18 protein-coding genes are annotated in these 18,075 nt (G+C 72.8%); 7 read left to right on the top strand and 11 right to left on the bottom strand.

The window, feature by feature from the left end; translation table 11 throughout:
* Position 1: 1 nt before the first annotated feature.
* Both BLV05_RS14715 and BLV05_RS14710 read left to right on the top strand, forming a co-directional pair.
* Positions 2 to 1,159, top strand: coding sequence for an alanine racemase (locus BLV05_RS14715; RefSeq protein ID WP_052762206.1), 1,158 nt, complete (start codon positions 2 to 4; stop codon positions 1,157 to 1,159).
* Between the two features lie 35 nt (positions 1,160 to 1,194).
* Positions 1,195 to 2,760 (top strand): glycoside hydrolase family protein, encoded by a 1,566-nt coding sequence (locus BLV05_RS14710; RefSeq protein ID WP_046767325.1) that lies wholly within the window; start codon positions 1,195 to 1,197, stop codon positions 2,758 to 2,760.
* 28 nt (positions 2,761 to 2,788) lie between these two features.
* Here the strand turns inward: BLV05_RS14710 and BLV05_RS14705 are convergent, their stop codons facing one another.
* From BLV05_RS14705 to BLV05_RS14675, 7 genes are all read right to left on the bottom strand, one after another.
* Entirely contained in the window at positions 2,789 to 3,793 is a 1,005-nt protein-coding gene (locus BLV05_RS14705; RefSeq protein ID WP_046767326.1) for an EamA family transporter, read from the bottom strand.
* A 14-nt stretch (positions 3,794 to 3,807) separates the two neighbouring features.
* Positions 3,808 to 4,419, bottom strand: coding sequence for a mismatch-specific DNA-glycosylase (locus BLV05_RS14700; protein ID WP_046767327.1), 612 nt, complete (start codon positions 4,417 to 4,419; stop codon positions 3,808 to 3,810).
* A 9-nt stretch (positions 4,420 to 4,428) separates the two neighbouring features.
* On the bottom strand, positions 4,429 to 5,232 hold the full coding sequence (locus BLV05_RS14695; RefSeq protein WP_046767328.1) for an alpha/beta fold hydrolase: 804 nt from the start codon (positions 5,230 to 5,232) through the stop codon (positions 4,429 to 4,431).
* A gap of 98 nt (positions 5,233 to 5,330) precedes the next feature.
* A complete protein-coding gene (locus BLV05_RS14690; protein ID WP_046767329.1) occupies positions 5,331 to 7,994 on the bottom strand; it encodes a M64 family metallopeptidase in 2,664 nt (887 codons plus the stop codon).
* A 160-nt stretch (positions 7,995 to 8,154) separates the two neighbouring features.
* A complete protein-coding gene (locus BLV05_RS14685; RefSeq protein WP_046767330.1) occupies positions 8,155 to 8,559 on the bottom strand; it encodes a type II toxin-antitoxin system VapC family toxin in 405 nt (134 codons plus the stop codon).
* Positions 8,556 to 8,789: a FitA-like ribbon-helix-helix domain-containing protein gene (locus BLV05_RS14680; RefSeq protein ID WP_046767331.1), complete on the bottom strand. Its 234-nt coding sequence runs from the start codon at positions 8,787 to 8,789 to the stop codon at positions 8,556 to 8,558. Before BLV05_RS14680 ends, BLV05_RS14685 begins: the two co-directional genes overlap by 4 nt.
* Positions 8,790 to 8,821: 32 nt before the next feature.
* Positions 8,822 to 10,756 (bottom strand): primary-amine oxidase, encoded by a 1,935-nt coding sequence (locus BLV05_RS14675; protein WP_231948821.1) that lies wholly within the window; start codon positions 10,754 to 10,756, stop codon positions 8,822 to 8,824.
* 307 nt (positions 10,757 to 11,063) lie between these two features.
* Here BLV05_RS14675 and BLV05_RS14670 point away from each other — a divergent pair, with 307 nt between their 5' ends.
* Positions 11,064 to 11,687 (top strand): GOLPH3/VPS74 family protein, encoded by a 624-nt coding sequence (locus BLV05_RS14670; RefSeq protein ID WP_052762208.1) that lies wholly within the window; start codon positions 11,064 to 11,066, stop codon positions 11,685 to 11,687.
* A gap of 55 nt (positions 11,688 to 11,742) precedes the next feature.
* Complete coding sequence (locus BLV05_RS14665; RefSeq protein WP_052762241.1) at positions 11,743 to 13,233, top strand: APC family permease; 1,491 nt, start codon at positions 11,743 to 11,745, stop codon at positions 13,231 to 13,233.
* 63 nt (positions 13,234 to 13,296) lie between these two features.
* Here BLV05_RS14665 and BLV05_RS14660 read toward each other — a convergent pair whose 3' ends face one another.
* The 4 genes from BLV05_RS14660 to BLV05_RS14645 all read right to left on the bottom strand — a co-directional run bounded on the left by BLV05_RS14660 (position 13,297) and on the right by BLV05_RS14645 (position 15,968).
* The gene (locus tag BLV05_RS14660; protein WP_046767334.1) at positions 13,297 to 14,313 is read right to left on the bottom strand and encodes a fibronectin type III domain-containing protein; all 1,017 of its coding nucleotides are present in this window, start codon (positions 14,311 to 14,313) and stop codon (positions 13,297 to 13,299) included.
* Positions 14,314 to 14,410: 97 nt separating this feature from the next.
* Positions 14,411 to 15,220: a phytanoyl-CoA dioxygenase family protein gene (locus BLV05_RS14655; RefSeq protein WP_046767335.1), complete on the bottom strand. Its 810-nt coding sequence runs from the start codon at positions 15,218 to 15,220 to the stop codon at positions 14,411 to 14,413.
* 68 nt (positions 15,221 to 15,288) lie between these two features.
* The gene (locus tag BLV05_RS14650) at positions 15,289 to 15,687 is read right to left on the bottom strand and encodes a type II toxin-antitoxin system VapC family toxin (protein WP_046767464.1); all 399 of its coding nucleotides are present in this window, start codon (positions 15,685 to 15,687) and stop codon (positions 15,289 to 15,291) included.
* Positions 15,688 to 15,731: 44 nt separating this feature from the next.
* Entirely contained in the window at positions 15,732 to 15,968 is a 237-nt protein-coding gene (locus BLV05_RS14645) for a type II toxin-antitoxin system Phd/YefM family antitoxin (RefSeq protein ID WP_046767336.1), read from the bottom strand.
* Between the two features lie 200 nt (positions 15,969 to 16,168).
* On the opposite strand from BLV05_RS14645, the gene BLV05_RS38205 reads away from it, so the two are divergent.
* The 3 genes from BLV05_RS38205 to BLV05_RS14635 are packed head-to-tail and all read left to right on the top strand — an operon-like array spanning position 16,169 to position 17,900.
* The gene (locus tag BLV05_RS38205) at positions 16,169 to 16,303 is read left to right on the top strand and encodes a hypothetical protein (protein ID WP_267884845.1); all 135 of its coding nucleotides are present in this window, start codon (positions 16,169 to 16,171) and stop codon (positions 16,301 to 16,303) included.
* Positions 16,300 to 17,079, top strand: a complete 780-nt coding sequence (locus tag BLV05_RS14640; protein WP_052762209.1) for an amidohydrolase family protein — start codon at positions 16,300 to 16,302, stop codon at positions 17,077 to 17,079. The genes BLV05_RS38205 and BLV05_RS14640 overlap by 4 nt, the downstream gene beginning before the upstream one ends.
* Positions 17,076 to 17,900 (top strand): AraC family transcriptional regulator, encoded by an 825-nt coding sequence (locus BLV05_RS14635; RefSeq protein WP_046767337.1) that lies wholly within the window; start codon positions 17,076 to 17,078, stop codon positions 17,898 to 17,900. Before BLV05_RS14640 ends, BLV05_RS14635 begins: the two co-directional genes overlap by 4 nt.
* Positions 17,901 to 18,075: the final 175 nt, after the last annotated feature.

Here is an 18,075-nt window from a genome sequence, read left to right as displayed (position 1 = left end):
CGTGACTCCTTCGACGCCCTCGATCGCCGGCCGATCCGTCCACGACCTGCCCACCCCGTTCGCGGTCCTCGACGACGCCGCGCTGGAGCACAACCTCGCCACCATGGCGGCGTGGTGCCGCGAGCACGGCGCCGAGCTGCAGCCGCACGGCAAGACCACCATGGCGCCGGCGCTGTTCCACCGCCAGCTGGCCGCCGGCGCCACCGGCATCACGGCCGCGACGCCGGCCCAGGTGCGGGTCATGCGCGCGCACGGCGTGCCGTCGGTGCAGCTGGCCAACGAGCTGGTGCAGCCCGGCGAGGCGGCCTGGGTGGCCGGCGAGGTCGCCGGCGGCGGGTTCGCGTTCCGCTGCTGGGTCGACTCCCCCGACGGCGTCGAGATCCTGCAGACGGCCGCGGCCCGGGCGGGCGCCGTCATGGACGTCCTGCTGGAGGTCGGGCTGCCGGGCGGGCGCACCGGCACCCGCACGAAGGCCGATCGCGACGCCGTCCGGGCCGCGATCGGGCGGTCGCCGAACGTCCGTCTGACCGGCGTCGCCGGCTACGAGGGCTCGGTGGCCGGCGACCGCACGCCGCCGTCGATGGCCGCGGTACGGGCCTACCTGGAGACGCTGCGGGCGGCCGGCGACGACCTGCGCGACGACGTGAACGGCAACCTCGTGCTGTCGGCCGGCGGAAGCATGTTCTACGACGTCGTGGCGGACGTGCTGGCCGGCGGCGGGCGGGTGGTGCTGCGCAGCGGCTGCTACGTCACGCATGACTCCGGCATGTTCCGCCGCAACTCCCCACTCGACGGCCCGGACGCGCCGGCCCGGCTGCGCGCCGCGCTCACCGTGTGGGGCACCGTCGTGTCGGCGCCCGAGCCCGGCCGCGCCTTCCTCGACGTCGGCCGCCGCGACGCCTCGTTCGACCAGGGGCTGCCGATCCCGCTCGCCGTCCTCCCCCGCGGCGCGACGGAGACTCGCTCGCTGGACGCCGAGGTCACCGCCCTGAACGACCAGCACGCCTTCGTCTCGCTGCCCGCCGGCACCGCGCTCGCCGTCGGTGACCGCGTGCAGCTCGGCATCTCGCACCCGTGCACCACCTTCGACAAGTGGCGGCACCTCGCACTGGCCGGCCCGGACGGCGTCGTCACCGACGTCGTCGAGACCTGGTTCTGACCTCGGGAGCAGCGTATGAGTGCCAATGAGTGCCGATGAGTGACTGGATCGACCCAGCGCGCGTGATCCGGTTCGAGGGGCCGACCGCGTTCTCGCCCCGGTTCGTCGGGCCACCGTTGCTCCGCTGGGCGTGGGTGCCGCTGGCCTCGCGGTTCGAGGTCGCCGTCGCCGACCGCGAGCGGGTCGTCTGGACGGGGTCCGTCGACGCACCTGCGGCCGACCTGTCCGCCGCCTGGCCGCTACTCCCGCTCGGCCCGGTGGACGTGCTGATCCGCGGCTTCGACGGCGACCGCGAGGTGGCCGTCCGCAAACACCGCCGGTTCTGGAAGGTCCCCGGGTTCGACGGCGTCCGGCCCGCCCCCGCGGACTGGGCCGGCGCCGTCCACCGCACCGTCGGCTACCTGCTCCAGCCGGCCCGCGACGAGGTCTTCGGCTACGAGGACGGCTATCCCCGCAGCGCGTGGAGCTCGTTCGAGGACAGCGTGTCGGGGCTGCGCGGCCGGCTGGCGTTCCCGGCCCAGCACCATGCCAGCTACATCCATGCCTACCTGACGTACGCCGACCGGTTCCCGGACCACCCGCAGGCCGCCGACGCGGAACGGCAGGCGCTGGCGTACGGACGGTGGCTGCTCGAGCACCACCTCCCGGACGACTGGCGGCTGGGCGGGCTGGCGCCGTCGACGGTGCTCGAGGGCGGGTTCGGCGGGTGGGTCGAGGGCGACCACATCACCGTCTTCCGGGCCGCACGCGTCGGCGAGGTGATGCTGCGCCTGTTCGAGCGCACCGGCGAGTCGCGGTACCTCGAACGGGCGGCGCGCATCGGCGACGTCCTGACCGACCTGCAGAACCCGGACGGCTCCTGGCCGTTCCGCGTCGACCCGCGCACGGGCGAGCCGAGCATCGGCTACACCTCCGCCGTCGTGACCCCGATCTGGCTGCTCACCCTGCTCGGCGAGGTGTCCGGTGCGCCGGGGACGCCACCGCAGCTGGCCGCCCGCGCGTCGGCCGCGGCCAAGGGCGAGGCCTGGCTGCTGGCCGGCCCGGTGGCGGACGGCCGCTGGGAGGGGATGTACGAGGACATCCCGGAGACGCCGCCGTGGAGCAACCTGCAACATTGGGACACCAACGAGACCATCCGCTACCTGCTGTCGGGTCGCTGCGACGTGCCCTCGCGCGCGGAGTTGGCGGCGCGGCTGAACGCCTACATCGAGGACCAGTTCGTGGTGTGGGCGCCGGAGGAGTCACCCGTCCCGCCGCACTGCCCGACGCCGACAGTGCTCGAGCAGTACCGCTGCTACTGGCCGATGGAGGTGCACACCGGACACTGGCTGGTGTCGCTGCTCACGCTGCACCGCGAGACCGGCGACGACCGCTACGTCGACAAGGCGTTGGCCGCGGCCAACGCCATCGTCGCCGGCCAGGACGAGCAGGGCTCGCTGTCGACGTGGGGCCTGGACACCCGGTTCGGCACCCGCCTGGTGACGATGGACTGGCCCGGCTGCAACGCGGTCGCCGTCAGCGCCCTGCTGCACTGGTCGGCGTACCACGAGGCCCTCACCGACCCCGCCGCCGAGTCCGTGCCCGCCTTCGCGAGTCTGTGACGTCGCCGGCCGTCGCCGTCAGTGATCGTCAATGCGGCGCGGCGGCGGCCTCGGGCGACAGCGGTACGCGGTCCACGTCGTCCTCAGCGGGAGAGTCCGGCGGCGGCGACGCTGCCGCCGTGCCGCCGGTCTCGGCCAGCGCGATGCCGGCCAGCACGACCAGCCCGCCGACCACCTGGGGCGCGCTGAGGCTCTGCTCGAGCCACACCCACGCGACCACCGCGGAGCCGACCGGCTCGGACATCCCGATGACGCCGCAGGCGGTCGGCGAGATGTGCCGCAGCGCGGCGAGGTTCAGGCCGTACGCCACGACCGTCCCGAACACGATGATCCACAGCACCGTCGACCACGCGGGCACCGACACCGAGTCGAAGGCGCCCAGCAGCGACGTCTCGCGGCCCAGTGGCGCGAGGTCGACCGTCCACCACGGCTGCGCGACGGCCCAGAACAGCGCCGCGAACGCGAACATCCAGAACGTCAGCGACAGCGAGTCGCGGTCGCCGGACAACCGCGAGCCGACCAGGTAGTAGCTGGCCAGGCAGGCGGCCGCGCCGAACCCGGCCAGCACGCCGACGGCGTCGAGCCCGATGTCCGTCCACACCTGGGCGACCAGCGCGAGCCCGATCAGCGCGACGCCGATCCCCAGCCAGGTCTGGCGGCGGATCCGCTGCCGCAGCACCGACCAGCTGAACAGCGCGACCATGGCCGGCGCGGTGAACTCCAGCAGCAGCGCGATGCCCACCGGCAGCCGGTCGATCGCCATGAAGTACAGCCATTGCACCAGCGCGCCGCCGGCGACGCCGAGTGCGACCAGGAACGGCAGCTCGCGCAGCCCGATCCGCAGCCGCCCGGGCGCGATCGCGGCGACGGCGACCAGCAGGACCACGGCCGCGCCGGTCGATCGCAGCGCCGCCAGCACCGACGGCTCCACCCCCGCCTCCAGCGCGACCTTCGACATCGACGCGTTGACGGAGAAGAACACCGCCGCGAGGATGACGTACGCGACGCCGCGCGCCGGGTTCTGACGACTCATCCGGGCGACAGTAGTCAACGACCCGTTTGCTCCTCAAGAGCTTTCTCACCTGGTGGTATGGCAGGGACGACACCGGCTGCCACGGCCGCCGTCCGGTAGGCCGCGGCCAAGCTGTCCGGGGTCTCGTGTGCGTTGAGCCCGCTCGGGTTCGGCAGCACCCACAGCCGCGCGCCGCCGAGGCCGCCGGGCTGCTCGCCGGCCATGGCGCGCGGCCGCCGGAACGCGGTCCGGTACGCGGTGATGCCGAGCACCGCCACGACCTCCGGCGCCAGCCGGGCCACCTTGTCCGCCAGGGCGGCGGCCCCGGCCGCCAGCTCCGCGGCGCTCAGCTCGTCCGCCCGCGCCGTCGCCCGGTCGACGAGGTTGGTGATGCCCAGACCGCGGCCGGTCAGGTACGCCTCGTCCGAGGCGGACGTCCCGCCTGAGACGTCGATCGGCCGGTCGATGATGCCGGCCCGCAGCAACGCCGGATAGAACCGGTTCCCCGGCCGGCCGAAGTGCGTCTGCACCGCCACGGTCATCAGGCCGGGGTTGATGCCCACGAACAGCAGCCGCAGGCCCGGCCCGACGAGGTCGGGCAGTGTGCCGTCGCGGAACGTCTCCAGCTCCGCCCGGGTGAACCCCACACGGGCACCTTAGGGTTCGGTCAGCGGGCGGACGAACTCCAGCACGACGGGGGACGCGGGATCGATGAGGTGGCCGCCCGCGACGACGGCGGCGGACGCGCGGGGCAGCCGGGCGGCCAGCCGCGGCACCACGCGGCGCAGCGGGGCCGGTGACCCCGCCGCCGACACCAGCAGCGTCGGGACCTCGATGCCGGACAGCTCGGCGTCGCTCAACTCGAGCGGCTCCGCGCTGAGGTCGAGGCCTCGGCCGCGGATCTCGGCCAGGACGGCGCGGCCGCCGGCGCGCAGCAGGTCCCGGACGCCGGCGTCCATCGCGTCCCAGGCCTCGTCGCCGAGCGCGATGCGGACGACGGCCTCGGCGGCTCGAGCCGGGTCGTCGCCGGCGGCCGCGAGGACCTCCGCGCGCAGCTGCGCCGCCCACGCGCGAGTGTCGCCGTCGACGGTGAACAGCGCGGGCTCGAGCAGCACCAGACCGTCGACCCGATGCGGCCGCGAGTGCGCCAGCTCCAGCGCGATCAGCCCGCCGGTGCTGCGGCCGATGACGATCGCCGACTCCGCGCCGAGGCGGTCCAGCAGCGCGGCGGCGTCGGCCACCTGGTCGTCGAGGTCGGTCGCCTCGAACGGCTCCGGCGCGGTGCTGCGGCCGTAGCCGCGGCGGTCGTAGACGACGCAGGTGCCGAGCGCTCCCAGGCGGACGGCGGCGGGCTCCCAGAGGACGGCCGAACTCGGGCTGCCGTGGATGCCGAGGATGACCGGACCGTGTCCGTGTGCCTCGTAGTACAGATCGACGCCGTTGGCGATCGCACTCGGCATGCCGTCACCGTACGCCCGCCCACCGGACCGGACCAGACCGTTGTGACCAGGTAGGACGGGGCCCGGGCCGCCATGCGCGACCCGGGCCCCGTCGCCACTCACAAGGCCGAGCACTCCCCTGTCGCGACGCCACGCAGCTCGTTCGCCGCGCCGAAGTCGCGCACCGGCGCGCTGCTGCTGGAGCAGCTGAGCCGGCCGGCGAACGAGTTGCCCGCCAGGATCGGCCCGTACGCCACGCCGTATTGCGTGTACCGCTGCTCCGACGCGTTGCCGGGGACCCGCCCGTTGCCGGTCAGCGCGACCGAGCCGCGGAACGACGACCCGGCGGCGGTGACGCCGTTGACGGTGCCGGTGATGCGCACCTGGCCGGCCAGCGTCGATCCGATCACCTGGATCTCGCCCGCGCCGTCGGCCAGCAGGCTGCCGGCGACGGTGCTGTCCTTGACCACCAGCGACCCGCCGGAGCGCACCGTCACCGTGCCGGCCACTGTGGCGTCCTCGATGCAGGTGACGCCGCTGGTGACCAGCAGGGCGCCGGCACGGACACCGGTGATGGTCCGGGTGCAGGCCGCTTCCGCGCCCGGCAGCACGGTCGCCGTGTACGAGTCGGGCGTGCTGATGTTGCCGGCCGGGTCGACCGCGCGGTGCTCGACGGTGTGGGTGCCGTAGCCGGGCACGAACGGGCCGTTCGGGTCGTCCGGGCCGTAGTCCTGCTCGAACGTCGCCTTCGACAGCCCGCCGGTGCCGAGGTTGCCGTACGTCAGCGCCTTGACGCTGGTGCCCGAGTGGCGGAACTCGAACGGCGAGACCGGCATCGGCTCCTCCGGGAAGCCGAAGTAGTTGAACCAGCCGTCGCCGTCGAGCCGGAACTCGCCGACGATGTACGGCTCGCCCTCGTAACCGGTGCGGTCGTCCGACGGCGTGAGCAGCATGTCCCAGCCGTCGAAGTAGATGCCGTGCCCGTCGTCGGACGTCATCGTGGTCAGCGGCTCGGACAGTGTCCGCGGCGCCGTCGGCATGGCGTTGTCGACGGTCCACGTCACGGTGTCGGAGGCGCCCGGCGCGGCCGGGTCGGTCACCGTCGCCGTGAGCTCGTGCGTGCCGGCCGGCAGGTCCAGCGCGCCGAGGTCGAGCGCCCGGCCGTCGCCCGTGGCGGCCACGGCGGCGCCGTTCACCGTCCACGCGACGTCGAACACGCGGTCGGCCGCGTGGGTGGTCTCGACGAAGACGACCTCGTCGCCGGCGACCGGCCGGACGTCCGGGGTCGACCCGGTGAACTCCGGCGCCACGGTGTCAGGGGCGGCCGACGCGTCGCCCACCGTCCAGGACCGGGTCTGCACGAACCGGGGGCCGTTGAAGCCGGAGTCGGTCGCGGTGTTGTTCGTCGACGGGTTGCGCACCCAGTCGTTGCCGTCCGGGCCGACGGGGTCGCGGACCTCGACGTGGACCGTGGTGCCCGGAGCGAGGCCCAGGCCGGCGAGGTCGAGGTGGCGGGTGCCGGTCGCGATGACCGGGCCGGCCGGCCCGCCGCTGCGCCAGGTGATCTGCAGGTCGTGGAACCGCGGGTGCGTGGTCTCCAGCCAGAGGACGCCGTCGCCCGCGACGGTGCCGGCGGGCGTGCTCAGCAGGCTCATCTGACCCTTGTCGCGCTGGCCGGTGATGCGGGCGACCATGTGCTCCAGGCCGGGCTGGTCCCAGTGGAAGCCGATCCAGCGCATGATCGAGTGCGAGCTGGGCCGCCAGATGTCGGAGCCGCGGGTGTTGCCGCTCTCGTGGCCGTCGGGGTCGGCCGCCCGGATGATGCCGCCGGACAGGCTCTCCTCGCCGAGCCAGCGCCACCACTTGACCTGGTTCGCGATCATCTGCGCCGACGTCAGCCGGGTGTGGTGGAACGACGGCGGCTCCGGGTTCGGCACCGGGTTGTACGGATCGCCCGGCTCCGTCCGGCTGCTGTACGGGTACTCGTCGGCCATGGTGCCCAGCGAGTGACCCAGTTCGTGCAGCGAGATCAGCGGCGACTGCGGGCTGCCGCCGGACGCCGTCGCGTCGCGGCCGCCGATGCCGCCGTAGGTGAACGTGTTCGAGATGGCCAGCGTCTGCACGTTCTGCGGGCCCGAGCTCGCGCCGCCAGAGGGCAGGAAGACCCCCGCTTGCAGCCCCAGGACGGGCGCGACGTACGAGTTCAGGTACATGGCCCGCTGCTGGTTGCCGCTGCAGCGCAGGTCGCCGAGGATGCCCGGAGCGAGCGGGTACGACGGCCCGCCGCCGCCCGTCGTGGGGTGGCCGGGACAGCCGCCCGGGTCCAGCGCCGAGCCGTACGTGATGCCGCGCGCCAGCGGGTTCGTCAGCCCGTCGGAGTACCAGAGCCGCAGCGGGGTGTTCTTGCGGTCCTTGACCTCGTCGGACGCGTCCTCCTCCGGGTCGCGCCGCACGCCCGAGTCGGGCGACACGATCTGCAGCAGGTAGACGTTGATGTAGTCGCGGTAGGTGCGGAACGGCTCCACGCCCCGCTGGATGGCCTGGTTGCGGTCGACGTCCTCCTCGCACCGGTCGATCTCGTCGGCCTGGTAGCCGTCGCAGATGACGATCAGGTTGAGGCGCTCGTTCGGCGACCCCGTCTCCTGGAGCGGGACGACCCGCGCGCTGCCCACCTCCGGCCACTGCGGCAGAGCCTCGTTCGCCGACGGGACGCCCGCCATGGGCACCGTCAACAGTCCTGCCGCCAGTGCCGTCGGCGCGAGCGCGGCGACGATCTTCTTCATGCGGTCTCCGTCTCACCCGTGCACGTGACATCGCGGGCCGGAAGACAGTCCGGCCCGTGATGAGAATGGTGTTCAGCGACGGTACCGGTGGCACGGTGACATTGCACCCGTCAAATGACGGAAGCTCGTCCGCCCCGCTCCGTCCTCCGTCGAACGCCGGTCACGCCGGATACGTGTGGATCTCGGCGCGGTGGGCGCCCTTCGGCGCCCTGGCGACCTTCGTGTCGCAGGTGAGCAGCGGGCAGCCGAGGGTCTCGGCCAGCACGAGGTAGGCCGCGTCGTACACCGTGAAGTTGTCGCGGAGCTTCAACAGCCGCCGGCCGAACTGCGCGACCGGATGGCGAGTGATGCGCAGCAGGGCGAGCTGGTCGGCCATCCGGGCGGCGCGGTAGGCATGGACCTTGCCGCCCCTCGCCAGACCGCTGATGGCGGAGAGCACCTCGATGTCGAGGTGCGCCGGCGCGTGCAGACCGCGATCGGACGTGGCGATGCGCTTGCGGAGCAGCTCATCGTCCTCGCGGGCCTGGAGCAGCCGGACGACCACCGACGCGTCGACCACCGTCACCAAGAGCGTTCAGCCTCGATGTAGCGGCGCACCTCGTCGAGATCGGCCTCGACCGGCTCTTCGCCCGCGATGGCCTCGACCACCTCGGCGTTGGTCGGCGACATCGCCTCGTCGTGCAGCAGGTCGCGCACGTACGCCGACAGCGACTTGCCCTCGCGCGCGGCACGTTCGCGCAGCACCGCGAGGTCGTCGCTGTCGACGTCGCGGACCTGGAGGATCTCACCGGCCATGCGGCGAGTGTACTGCAACCTGCATGCAAGGGCTAGCCGTGGTGGTGGTCGCCGTGCCCCTCGTGGCCGCAGTGGGCGGACGTGGTGGCCGGCACGTCGAGCGTCGGGTTGCGGTCGAAGAAGCCGACCGGGCGGAGGGTGAAGCCGCTGTACTCCACCGGCATGACCGGCCAGTCCTCGGGCCGCGGGAAGTGCACGGCGCCGAAGGTGTGCCAGACCACGATGTCCTGGTCCTCGATGGCACGGTCGGCCGCGACGTACTGGGGCAGGCCGGCGCCACCGGGGTGCTGGTTGATGAGGTCGCCGGCGGGGTAGCGCTCGGCCGGGTCGTAGCGGGTGACCCACAGCGACTTGGTCGCGAACGCCGCGCGGTTCGCCGTCGCCGACGCGGGGTCGGCGAGCAGCATCGGCTTGCCCTCGGGACGCAGCTCGTACGCGACCGGACGGCCGAGCCGGTTGGTCGCGTCCGAGCTGGAGATCTGCCACGTGCGCCCGGCCAGCGGGTCCGCCGCGCGGGACGCCTCGGCCTCGGTGCGCAGCCGGGTGGTCCGCCGGGTGAACGCGTTGCCGTTCGGGTTGGCCGGGCCGATCGGCAGCGGCTGCACCTCCAGCTCGTCGACGGCGTTGTCGAGGCCGTCGACCATCATGTCCAGGCGGACGCAGTACAGGTGCTGGTGGTAGGGCGCGCCGAGGCCGGGCGCCACCTCCGAGGCATACGAGCTGTCCGGCCGGTACGACGAGGTGGACACGACGCCGGTGGCCTTGACCTCCAGCTGGATCGTCCCGTCGAGGTACAGGTACCAGTAGAAGCCGTAGTCGTAGTTGCCGACGGTGACGAAGAAGGAGATGACCAGCCGCCGCTGCCGCCGCGTCTCGGCCGACTCGGTGAAGATGTCGGTGTGCTTCCACAGCACGCCGTAGTCCTCTTCGTGCAGGCAGATGGCGTTGCTGACCTCGCGCGGCGCGCCGTCGCCGTCGGCCAGGACGGCGTCGAAGTAGTGGATCTCGCCGAGGCAGTCGCAGCCCAGCTCCAGCGAGTTGACCTGCTGGCCGAGCAGGTACTCGCCGGCGTCGAAGTAGGCCTGCCAGAACCGCACCGGGCTCGGGTCGGCGTACGGGACCACCATCTCGGCCAGCGACGCCCGGTAGATCACCGGCCGGACGCGGTCGCCGTCGCGCCAGCCGAGCTGGTGCAGGACCAGGCCCTCGCGCGGGTCGAAGCCGACCCGGAAGGTCCAGTTCTCCCAGCTGACGACGTCGCCGTCGACGGTGAAGCTCGGCCCCTCGGGCTGGGTGATCTCGATCGGCCGCAGCGTGGTGCGCGGCGGCCCGGTGTAGGCGGGGTCGTCGTGGTTGGCCTCCTCCTCCGGGATCGGGAGGACGACGTCGTCGATCAGCTCGATGACCTTCTTCTCGATGAGGTCGACGTAGGCCACCACGCCGTCGATCGGGTGCGCCCAGGCGTGGTCCTCGGGCCGGTTCTGCCGGAACGACAGCACGTGCAGCACCCGGCGGCCCCGCTCACTGGGGATGCCGAAGTTGCCGGCCGCCAGCGGGCACGGGCGGACGAGGTCGAGGTCGGCGTCGGTGATGCCGCGACGGGCCATCGCCGCGCGCCAGCCGGCGTCGGCCTTCACGATCTCGTCGACCGTGATCAGCTCCTCCAGCAGGATCGCCGGCTGGCCGTCGGTGACGGGATCGATCGTCTCGACGGAGTCGACCGCGCCGCGGGTCAGCGACGCGATGACGGTGCGCGCGGCGCCCGTCTCGAGGTCGAGGAGGACGGCCCGCACGCGGCGATCGACCGGATCGCCGTCGCGGTGGCCGAGCACCGCCAGCTTGTCGGGCTCTTCCAGACCGAGCAGCGCGAACCTCGTCGCCGCGCTGACCAGGCCGTTGTCGTCGAAGAGGGCGCGAGCCGCGCGGATCTCGTCCGCGGACAGGCGCTGGAGCGGGTGCGTGCGCACGGGCGTGACCGTCACAACGCCATAGACTCGCCGCCCGGAACCGATGCCGTCAAGACATTGCGCCGTAAAGCGACTATGTAAGGCGTCTCGGACCTCCAGCCCCATTACCGCCGAAATTGCCTCTTGTCTCAGAGGACAAAGGCCGACAAACTACCGGGCGTGAATCGGAACGCGGCATCGCGAGCACCGCAACCGGTCCGAAACGCGCGTCTCAAGGGTGGGGACGCGCACATCATCCATGTCCCGTATGGCCCCGGCCGTCCGTTCTCATCCCGGTCCTCGCACCCGGGGTGGAGGTGCAGGCGGAGTGCTGCTGGCCAATGATTTCTTCCACATCGTCCACGACGTCGGCAGCGGCAAGCTCCGGCTGAACGCTCGAGCCGCAGGGCTCGGGCTGGCCGGCGCGCTGCTCGGCGAGCTGATCCTCAACAACAACCTGCACGTCGCGTCGGGCACCCTGTCATTGACCGGCGCCCAGCCGCCGGCCGACGACCTGGGCTACCGGATCGTCCGTCAGCTCGTAGCCGACCAGCAGAGCCGGTCGCTGCGCACCTGGCTGGCGTTCCTCTCCCAGAGCGCGCTCGAGCGGGTCGCGGTCCGGCTGGCCCGCGAGGGTGAGATCGAGCCGGTCAAGACCCGCAAGCTGTTCGGCTCGTCCGTCCGGTACCTGCCGGTCGATCCGAAGGTCGCCGCCTGGCCGACCGACCGGCTGTACGGGCTGGTCAACCGCGGCGACCCGCTCGACTTCCATGACGCCATGCTGGCCGGCCTGGTCGCGGTGACCGGCTTCACCAAGGGGGTGTGGTGGGACGGCGACGCCGTCACGTTGCGCCACATCGCCGCCGCGGTCGGATCGATGCCCATGTCGATGCGAGAGGTTCTGGCCCATACAGAAGCAGCTGTGGGTGACGCCACCCTCAGCCCCCGATAGCTCCACATCCCGAGGAGTCCCCGTGTCCCATTCGAGCCGCCTGGGCGCCGACCGCGTGTCGCGGACGCTCGCCAGCAACAGGCTCGGCGTTCCCGCCGTCGTGTTCTTCGTCCTCAGCGCCGCGACGCCGCTCACCGTCGTCGCCGGCGTCGTGACCACCGGCTTCGCGGTCACCGGCATCATCGGCCTGCCCGTGGCGTTCGCCGCGATCGGTCTGTTGCTGGCACTGTTCGCCGTCGGCTACGTCGCGATGTCCCGGCACATCACCAACGCGGGCGCGTTCTACACCTACGTGACGCACGGCATCGGCCGGCCGGCCGGTGTCTCCGCGGCGTACATGGCGCTGCTGGCGTACAACCTGCTGCAGGTCGGGCTCTACGGCATCATCGGCGTCGCGGCCGCCCCGCAGCTCGACGACTGGTTCGGCATCAGCGTCGACTGGTGGGTCATCGCGCTGGTCGCCTGGGCGATCGTCGGCATCCTCGGCGTTCTGCGCATCGACGTCAACGGCACCATCCTCGCGGTGCTGCTGCTCGCGGAGATGGCGATCATCCTCATCTACGCGTTCGCGAGCCTCGCGAACCCGGCCGGCGGCGACGTCTCCTTCGAGGCGTTGGAAGTCGGGAACCTGTTCGAGTCCGGCGCCGGCGCGATCCTCGTGCTCGCCGTGCTCGGCTTCGTCGGCTTCGAGGCGTCGGTCGTGTACTCGGAGGAGTCGCGCAACCCGAAGCGGACCATCGCGCTGGCCACGTACATCTCCATCGCGGTCGTCGCCGTGGTGTATGTGCTGGCGTCGTGGGCGATGACGGTAGCGGCCGGCCCGGACAACATCGTCCCGTTCGCGCAGGAGTTCCAGAACGGGGTGATCTTCATCCAGGCCGACGAGTTCCTCGGCGCCACCTGGGTGGACATCGGCGAGACGCTGTTCGTCACCTCGGTGTTCGCCGCGATGATCTCCTTCCACAACACCGTCGCCCGGTACGTGTTCGCGCTCGGCCGCGAGCGGGTGCTGCCCGCCGCGCTGGGCCGGACGTCGCCGTCGTCGGGCGCGCCGGTGGCCGCGTCGGTCGTGCAGAGCGTCATCGGCCTGGTCGTCATCCTCGTCTACGCGATCTTCGACCTCGACCCGCTGGTGCAGCTGTTCTTCAACCTCGGCACCACGGGCGGGTTCGGGGTGCTGGCGCTGGTGGCACTGACCTCGGTGGCGGTGATCGTGTTCTTCGCCCGGCACCCGTCCGGTGAGAACACATGGCGCCGGGTCATCGCGCCGGTGCTGGCGATGATCCTGCTGGTGATCGTGGTGATCCTGGCGATCGCGAACTACGACATCCTGATCGGCGTCGCATCGGACGCGCCGGAGCGGTGGATCCTGCCCGGCCTCTTCCTCGTCGCCGCCGTCATCGGGCTGCTCTGGGCGCAGTTCCTCAAGACGACCCGGCCGGAGGTGTACGACGCGATCGGCCGTGGGGCGAACGCGGCCACCGGCATCTCCGTCCTCGACCTGTCCGCTCAGGAGGACGAGCCGGGCCAGCCGTCGCTACGCTGACCTCGTCACACACGCGCGCCCCTGCCGCACCGGCCTGATGCGGCAGGGGCGCGTGTCGTCAGGTCAGGCCGGGCACTCGGTGCCCCACTGGACGTTGACGGTGATCGGGTTGCTCGGGGCCGACGCGTTGCCCGCGCGGTCGACGGCGACGATCGTGACGACGTTGGCGCCGGCGACGTCGGTGTAGGTGATCCAGCTCGTGGCGCCGCGCGCGACGTCGATGATGGTGCCGTTCACGCGGACCTCGTACTCGATCGCCGTGGCCGCGTCGGCGTCGTCCGACGAGCCGGTCCAGCGCAGCCACAGCTCCTCCGGGCAGTAGCTGGTGCCGCCGTCGCCGGCGGAGATCAGCGTGGGCCGGGTCGGCGCGACGGTGTCGCCGCTCGCGTCGGTGCTGACGGTGACGAGGTTGCTCACCGCCGACACGTTGCCGGAGCCGTCCCTGGCCCGGACGGTGAACGTGTAGGTGGTGCCGGGTTCGAGCTGGCGGACCCAGGAACCCTGCGCCGTCCGTGCCGGGCTGCCCGCCGGCGCGATGGACCACGCGTCGTCCGTCGGAGCGCCGTTCACCAGCACCTCGTAGTCGACCGGCCCGAAGTCGTCGGTGGCCAGGTCCCAGCGCAACAGCGCCGTCGACGCCGTCACGCCGTCGACCGGGGTGCCGAAGACGTTGTCGCCGAGCCGCAGGTTCCCCGGCACCGTCGGCGCCGTCGTCTCCCGCGGGGTGGTGATGGTCCGCTCGCTCGGGAACGACCAGTTCCAGCCGTCCCACGCCTGGACCTTGAACGTGTACGACGTGTTCGGGTGCAGCCCGGTGACCTGCGCGGTGGTCTGATTGCCCGGCACCCGCACGATCGGCAGGCCGGGCGCCCACAGCGCGTACTCGGTGACGCGGACGTTGTCGGTGGACGGGTTCCAGGCGAAGTTCGCCGTCGTCTGCGTCACGGCGGTGGTGCGCAGGTTCGCCGGCGCGGTCGGCGGCTTGGTGTCGCGGGCGGCCTGCGCGACGCCGGTCGCGCCGGCGGCCAGGACGAGCGTCAGGGCCAGGCTCGCGAACGTACGGCTGCGGATGCTGAGCATGGGTCTCCTCCTTCGGTCCAGAGGAGTACGGCGACCGGCCCGCGATGGCTTGCGCCGACGTGATTTGTCTCACACAGCGGACATCACGCTGGGGACGTCAGAGCCCGTCGCGGTCGTGCCAGTGCTGCTGCCAGCGCCAGTCGATCGGGTCGGCGGCCCGCTGGTAGCGGATGTCCGTCGACAGCCGGTAGTCGTCGTCGACGTTGTCCAGTGCGGCATGCACCGTGTAGGCCGAGTGGACGACCATGTCGCCGGCCTCGTAGTCGGCGACCAACCAGCGCGCGTCGTGCTCGTCGGCCAGCCCCGGCAGGTCGGCCGTGATGGACGTCGCCGGCAGCTTCAACGTGCCGGCCCGCTCCTGCGCCATGACCCGGTGGTGGCAGCCCTCCAGATACGTCAGCCCGCCGCGCGGGACCGGGCAGTCGCCCAGCGGGATCCACGACGACAGCACCCGATCGGTGCCCTCGCGCAGGTAGACGAGGTCGTAGTGGGCCTGCGTGGCGGTGCCGACGCCGGACTCCCCCGGCCGAACGTGCCGGATCAGCTTGCGCCGGTGCAGGAACGTCTCGCCGCCGAGGAACCACGCGTACCAGTCACGCACCGCCGGCTGGGCGCAGAACGCCGCGTACTCCGGCCCGGGCACGACCTGCCGGAACAGGATGTGCCGGTACTCCGCGCGGTCCTCGGCGCCGGTCCAGACACCGGACGGCGCCACCGAGCGGCCGTAGTAGGCGCGGAACCCGTGCACGTCGCCCGGGTCGAGGGCGCCGCGCAGGAACAGGTACCCGTCGCGGCGCAGCCGGTCCCACAGCGCGTCGCGGTCGTGCCGCTCGGCGTCGGGGACGGGCTGGAGCTCGCCCAGCCGCCGCGCGGACTCGTCGAGCACGTAGCCGTTGGAGGTGAGCATGCGACCACTCTCGCCCGCCACGGGACGCCGCCGCCATGGACAAACGGCCCGGCCGCTTGGACTTCCGGTCAGCCGCCGGGCTCGGTCGCCGCGGCGGCCGGCTCTGCAAAGGGCACGGCAACGACCTCCAACCCGTCGATCCCCTCGAAGTCGCGGGGGTTACAGGTGAAGACCGGAAGCTCGTTCGAGAGCGCGGTGGCCGCTATCATCGCATCGTACGCACGGGCCGCCGGCTTACGGCCGGCGCGACGCAACGAGGCCGCCACCCGGCCGAACGTCCGAGCCGCGGCACGGTCGAACGGCAACGGATCGAAATCGGCCTCGGCCTGCTGGACGTGCGCCTGACGTTCCGCGCGCTCTCGCTCCGTCGACGCGACCAGCGGACCGACGGACAGCTCCGCGAGTGTGACCGCCGTGATCAGCGGCTCGGCTGGAAGCCGCGTCGGCTCCGTCAGCTGCGGCAGCATGATGACCGTGCTGGTGTCGAGCACACCGCGCAGGTGCCGTGCGCTCACAGCGACGGGTCCAGGACCGCGTCGATGTCGTCGCGCAGCCGCTGCGGGTCGACGTCGGGAAGCCCTCGCCAGCGTCGGAGCAACTCGCCGGCCGGCAGCGGCCGCTTCGGCAGCGGCCGGAGCTCGGCGACGGGGTCGCCGTCGCGGGTGACCGTCACCGACTCTCCCGCGGCGACCCGGCGCAGCACGTCGCCGCCGTGATGCCGGAGGTCTCGGATGGTGACTTCGCTCATAGACCAACGGTATCACCGGTGACACGAAGCGCCTGCGCTCGAGCGGGCGCGTCGCCGAGGAGGACGGAGGCGCGGTCGTCGGCGATGGGGCCGGATCGGACGCCGGTGTTCGTGCACACCGGCGGCCTGCCGGCGCCGTTCGCGAATCCTGAGACGGTACTGGACGCGGTGCACCACCGCTCCGGTACCGTGACCGCCCGATGACGGCATCCCTGTTCCGCGCGGACCGGCTGGTCGACGGCACAGGCGCGCCTCCGGTCGCCGGCGCCGCCATCCTCATCGAGGCCGGGCGGCTGGCGGCCGACCGTGGAAGGCTGGTGCTCACCGGACGATGATCGTCGACGCGCACGCCCACGTCTGGTCCGCTGGACCGTACGCACCGGTCGGCGGCGTGCCCGAGCCGTCGCAGGCGCATCCGGCGGAGGATCTGCTCGGCCTGATGGACACCGCCGGCGTCGACGCGGCCGTGCTGGTGCAGCCGCGGGCGCACGGCTACGACCACACGTACCTGTCCTCCGTGCTGGCCGGCGGGAACGGGCGGCTGGCCGGCGTCTGCCTGGTCGAGCCGGAGACACCCGGCGCCGCGGACACGCTGCGGGCGCTGGTCGGCGAGTACGGCTACCGCGGCGTCCGGCTGGTCGGGCCGGTGGACGACCCGGCGCTCTGGGCGGCGGCGGCCGAGCTGGACGTCGTCGTCGGGCTGCTGGTGCAGCCGGGCGAGCTGGGCGCCGTCGCGCCCCTGGCCGAGCGGCACCCGGACGTCCGCGTGGTCGTCGACCACCTCGGGCTGTGCCCGCCGGACTCGCCGTCGGTGCGCGACCTCGTGGCGCTGGCCCAGCTGCCGAACGTCTGGGTCAAGGTGTCCGGGCTGTACGCCCTGTCGGCGTCCGGCCCGCCCTACGCCGACCTCGGCTCGCTGGTGCGGGCCTGCTGGTGGGCGTTCGGCCCGGGCCGGCTGCTGTGGGGCACCGACTACCCGCACGTGCTGGGCGTCGGCCCGTATCCCGCGCCGGCCGAGACGCTGACCCGGCTGCTCGGGCCGCTGCCCGAGACGGAACTGGCGCGCGTCACCGGCGCGACGGCGGCGGAGCTCTACGCTCTGGAGTCATGAGCGGCGTCGCGTCGTGGACGCGGTACCTCACGCCGGACGCCCGGCATCGGCGGCTCGGCTTGGTCTGCCTCGCCGCCGGCACCATGGCCGGCCGGGTGTCGACGCTGCACGGCCGCACGCTGGACTGCTACGCCCTCGTGTTCCTGTCCAGCGGCGCCGGGTGGCTGCGGTGGGGAGGGCGCGAGCAGCCGCTGGTCGCGCCGACGCTGTTCTGGCTGCTGCCCGGCGTCGAGCACGGGTACGGCCCGGACGCCGGCGGCTGGAACGAATGGTGGGCGCTGTTCGACGGCCCGGCCGCCCGCGCCTACCAGGACCTCGGCTACCTCCCCCGCGACGAGCCGGTCACCCCGGTGGCCGACGCGGCCGGGCTGGAGGTGGCGTTCGGCGCGCTGGCCCGCGCCTGCCGCCCTGACGACCCGTCGACCGACGTCCTGGCCGCGGCGGCCATGCACCAGCTGATCCTCGCCACCCGCCGCGCGGCCGTCCCCGACCCCGTGGCGGACCCCGTCCTGGCCACCCTGCTGCGCGACGCCTGCCTGCCGGTCACCGTCGCCGCTCACGCCCGCACGCTCGGGCTGACGGAGGCGGCGCTGCGCGAGGCGACCCGGCGCGCGGCCGGCTGCAGCCCCAAGGAGTTCGTGCTGCGCGCCCGGCTGACCCGCGCGAAGGAACTGCTGGCCACCACCGACCTGCCCGTCGTCGCCGTCGCCGCCCGCACCGGCTACGACGACCCCGGCTACTTCACCCGCGTGTTCACCCGCCGGGTCGGGCTGCCGCCGACCCGGTTCCGCGACCAGGAACGCCGCGGCCCGCTCCCCTGACGTCCCTCCGTCCCTCCCCGCCCGCCTGCCCCGCCGGCCCGCCGATCCCGCGGCGAAGTTGATCTTGGAGAAAGGCCGGAATTGCTGGGTGAAATGTCCGATAGATGGCCGCAGAACTCCAAGATCAACGAGGGCCGGGCGGGCGGGGTGACTGTTTCGGGCGGCGCCATCCGGG

This window comes from Jiangella alkaliphila, assembly GCF_900105925.1.
Taxonomy (GTDB): Bacteria; Actinomycetota; Actinomycetes; order Jiangellales; family Jiangellaceae; genus Jiangella; species Jiangella alkaliphila.
Note: the sequence above shows the minus strand (reverse complement) of the source record. Positions and strands in the feature narration are given on the sequence as shown.

Bases quoted from the DNA above. Each gene is read 5' to 3' on its own strand.
- BLV05_RS14710 (WP_046767325.1), top strand. From the start codon at position 1,195: ATGAGTGACTGGATCGACCCAGCGCGCGTGATCCGGTTCGAGGGGCCG.
- BLV05_RS14705 (WP_046767326.1), bottom strand. From the start codon at position 3,793: ATGAGTCGTCAGAACCCGGCGCGCGGCGTCGCGTACGTCATCCTCGCG.
- BLV05_RS14695 (WP_046767328.1), bottom strand. From the start codon at position 5,232: ATGCCGAGTGCGATCGCCAACGGCGTCGATCTGTACTACGAGGCACAC.
- BLV05_RS14690 (WP_046767329.1), bottom strand. From the start codon at position 7,994: ATGAAGAAGATCGTCGCCGCGCTCGCGCCGACGGCACTGGCGGCAGGA.
- BLV05_RS14680 (WP_046767331.1), bottom strand. From the start codon at position 8,789: ATGGCCGGTGAGATCCTCCAGGTCCGCGACGTCGACAGCGACGACCTC.
- BLV05_RS14660 (WP_046767334.1), bottom strand. From the start codon at position 14,313: ATGCTCAGCATCCGCAGCCGTACGTTCGCGAGCCTGGCCCTGACGCTC.
- BLV05_RS14655 (WP_046767335.1), bottom strand. From the start codon at position 15,220: ATGCTCACCTCCAACGGCTACGTGCTCGACGAGTCCGCGCGGCGGCTG.
- BLV05_RS14650 (WP_046767464.1), bottom strand. From the start codon at position 15,687: ATGCTGCCGCAGCTGACGGAGCCGACGCGGCTTCCAGCCGAGCCGCTG.
- BLV05_RS14645 (WP_046767336.1), bottom strand. From the start codon at position 15,968: ATGAGCGAAGTCACCATCCGAGACCTCCGGCATCACGGCGGCGACGTG.
- BLV05_RS38205 (WP_267884845.1), top strand. From the start codon at position 16,169: ATGACGGCATCCCTGTTCCGCGCGGACCGGCTGGTCGACGGCACAGGC.
- BLV05_RS14640 (WP_052762209.1), top strand. From the start codon at position 16,300: ATGATCGTCGACGCGCACGCCCACGTCTGGTCCGCTGGACCGTACGCA.
- BLV05_RS14635 (WP_046767337.1), top strand. From the start codon at position 17,076: ATGAGCGGCGTCGCGTCGTGGACGCGGTACCTCACGCCGGACGCCCGG.